Source organism: Microcoleus sp. N9_B4 (assembly GCF_036701635.1).
GTDB lineage: Bacteria > Cyanobacteriota > Cyanobacteriia > Cyanobacteriales > Microcoleaceae > Microcoleus.
In genome coordinates this window covers 1-2,890 of record NZ_JAUBRC010000103.1, presented here as the reverse complement: position 1 = coordinate 2,890, position 2,890 = coordinate 1, and the positions used below count along the sequence as shown (strand labels likewise).

The window sequence follows — 2,890 nt, the reverse complement described above, 5'->3', positions numbered from 1 at the left end:
AAGGATCAGCGCGGCGTGACTCGCCCTCAAGATGGCGACAGCATTCCAGGTGCGATCGTGGATAGCGGATCTTTTGAATTTGGAGGTAGTGTCGTCCCTGTGCCAACACCAACTCCCGCGCCGACTCCTACTCCGACACCGACTCCGACGCCTACTCCGACGCCCGCCCCCACTCCTACTCCGACACCGACTCCGGCGCCTACTCCGACGCCCGCCCCCACTCCTACTCCGACACCGACTCCGGCGCCCACTCCGACGCCCGCGCCAACTCCTACTCCGACACCACCGACGCCTACTCCGACGCCCGCCCCCACTCCTACTCCGACACCACCGACGCCTACTCCGACGCCCGCGCCAACTCCTATTCCGACTGAGACTCCGACACCGACGCCCGCGCCGACACCGACTCCGGCGCCTACTCCGGCGCCTACTCCAACGCCCGCGCCGACACCGACTCCGGCGCCTACTCCGACGCCCGCGCCCACTCCTACTCCGACACCGACTCCGGCGCCTACTCCGACGCCCGCGCCCACTCCTACTCCGACACCACCGGCGCCTACTCCGACACCCGCCCCCACTCCTACTCCCGACACAGATGATTGCCTGCTGGATGACCTCAACGCCCCGCAACTCGACGTTGCTGCCATCACCGCGAACCCCGTCCAACAAACTCTCAACGGCGGTGAAGGTTCCGATTTCATCATGGGCGGTGGCATCAACGAGTCAATTAACGGGCTTGCTGGTAACGACACTCTTTACGGCATGGGCGGCAATGACAACATTGACGGCGGTGCAGATAACGACTCGCTTTTCGGCAATGAAGGCAGCGATTTCATCTCTGGTGGCGCTGGCAACGATACCATCTACGGCGGCAAAGATAATGACACTGTTGTTGGCGGAGATGGCGACGACTTTTTGAGGGGAGATATCGGCAAAGATACTGTTGCCGGCGGCCTTGGCAACGACACCATTTTCGGCGGCAAAGATGACGATATCTTACTCGGTGAAGATGGCGACGACTACATTTTAGGCAACTTAGGAAATGACACAATTAATGCTGGAAACGGCAACGATATTGCCTTTGGCAATGAAGGAACAGACCTGATTTTTGGCGACTTGGGAAATGACACGCTTTACGGCGGCAAAGAAAACGACAGTCTCGATGGCGGTGAGGGCAACGACTTGCTGTTAGGCGGCAATGAAAACGATGTGCTCTGCGGCGACATCGGTAACGATACCCTGTACGGCGGCAAAGGTAATGATATTCTCAGCGGCGGTGCTGGGGACGATTTCCTTTCCGGGGATGTTGGGGACGATACATTGACGGGAGGTTCGGGAAATGATGTGTTTTTCCTCAATCAAAGTTTGGGTAGCGACACCATTAATGATTTCCGCAAGGGAGAGGATTTAATTGGGTTGAATTCTGGTTTGAGTTTTAATCAACTCAGTATTACTTCCAGCAACAATCAAACTTTGATTACTGTGACGGACACCAATCAATTGTTGGCGAAGCTTAACGGTATTACTCCCGGTATTCTCACCGCTAGCGATTTCACTCAGGTAACAATCTAACTGCCTGGGGTAGGGTGCACTATAAGCAGCCAGCCCGCTTAGAAGTGGTGAAGAAAGCTCTCAAACTCCTGAAATTTGGTGGATGACGTTAGCGCCGCCCGCCCCTACGGGGGCTACGCCAACGCAGAGGAGCGATCGATCTGATTCTTTTCAACAGCGATCGGTAATAATACCAATTTTAAAAAAGAATGCAACAGTATTCTTGTCCCCCCCGCAATGCAGCGGGGGGGCTAGGGGGGGTCGAAGAGTGTTGCACGATTTTAGATAAATGGTATAAATCTTGTTTATTGCCGATCGCCCACACCTAGAATGAGGCACATCCGTCTATTGCAATCCTGAGCTGGCTAGCCATAAGTAGCGCCCGAATCAAGCCAGCTTTCTCAACCACTAAATTTCAGATTTTTGGGAACTTTTTTCCAGGTAGCAAAAAAGTTAAATTAATCAAAATTTTAGGGAATTTTCCTGGTTTTATCTAATGTGAATGTATCAGGTACTAGCTAGAGCAATTCTCAGGAATTCGGAACCACAGAAAATCTTTTTTGAATTTTAGCTGACAAGGCTTCCCAATGGTTTAATGCACTACTTATCAGGCTAAGGATCTGCATGGCAAATCTACATATAGAGGTTCCCCGTACCCAACTATTTACATTACATCCTCTGCTGCATTTAATTGCTAAAATTATCGCAATTTTCACACAGCTTAAGCTGATTAGGGAGACAAGTCTCGGATTTCATTTAGGGAGATTAAAATTTTTCCCTAAATTTTAATCTCCCCGATGGATTACCGAGGTTTTAATTCTGCCTTCTGCCTTTTGTATCTCTAGCCTTCTGCTTTCAAGGTGAATCTACCAGCAAATAGCAAACATTCTCATAGGGTATGCGAAATGAACTCAACTTTTGCCAGTATTGATTCACAATCTGCGAGCCGCAATTCTCGTTCTAAATCTATTGTCTTCATTGATTCCGAGTTAGATGACTATCAAACTCTTGCCGATGGCGTGCTTCCAGGCGCAGAGATTATCATTTTAAATAAAAATGGCAACGGAGTCGAGCAAATTACTGCGAAACTGCAAACACTTTCTGCTGCGGGGGAAACTGTAGACCAAGTTCACATTATTTCTCACGGTAATTCTGGCAGCTTGCAGCTAGGTTCTACGACGTTGAATTCGGATAATTTATCACAATATGAAAGCCAGTTGCAAGGGTGGCGAAATGCGCTAAGCGACAAAGCAGATATTGTGCTTTATGGTTGCGATGTTGCTGCGGGTTCGGGAAGCGATTTTGTCGATCGCCTGGGCGAGTTAACCGGGGCTGATAT

2 protein-coding genes are annotated in these 2,890 nt (G+C 50.6%); both read left to right on the top strand.

Features of this window, described 5'->3' with window-relative positions:
• On the top strand, nt 1-1,572 hold a 1,572-nt coding region (locus QUA43_RS30560), incomplete at its 5' end, for a calcium-binding protein (RefSeq protein ID WP_333379509.1).
• An 884-nt stretch (nt 1,573-2,456) separates the two neighbouring features.
• Nucleotides 2,457-2,890, top strand: a 434-nt coding sequence (locus tag QUA43_RS30555; RefSeq protein ID WP_333379507.1) for a DUF4347 domain-containing protein, incomplete at its 3' end; no start/stop codon positions are given.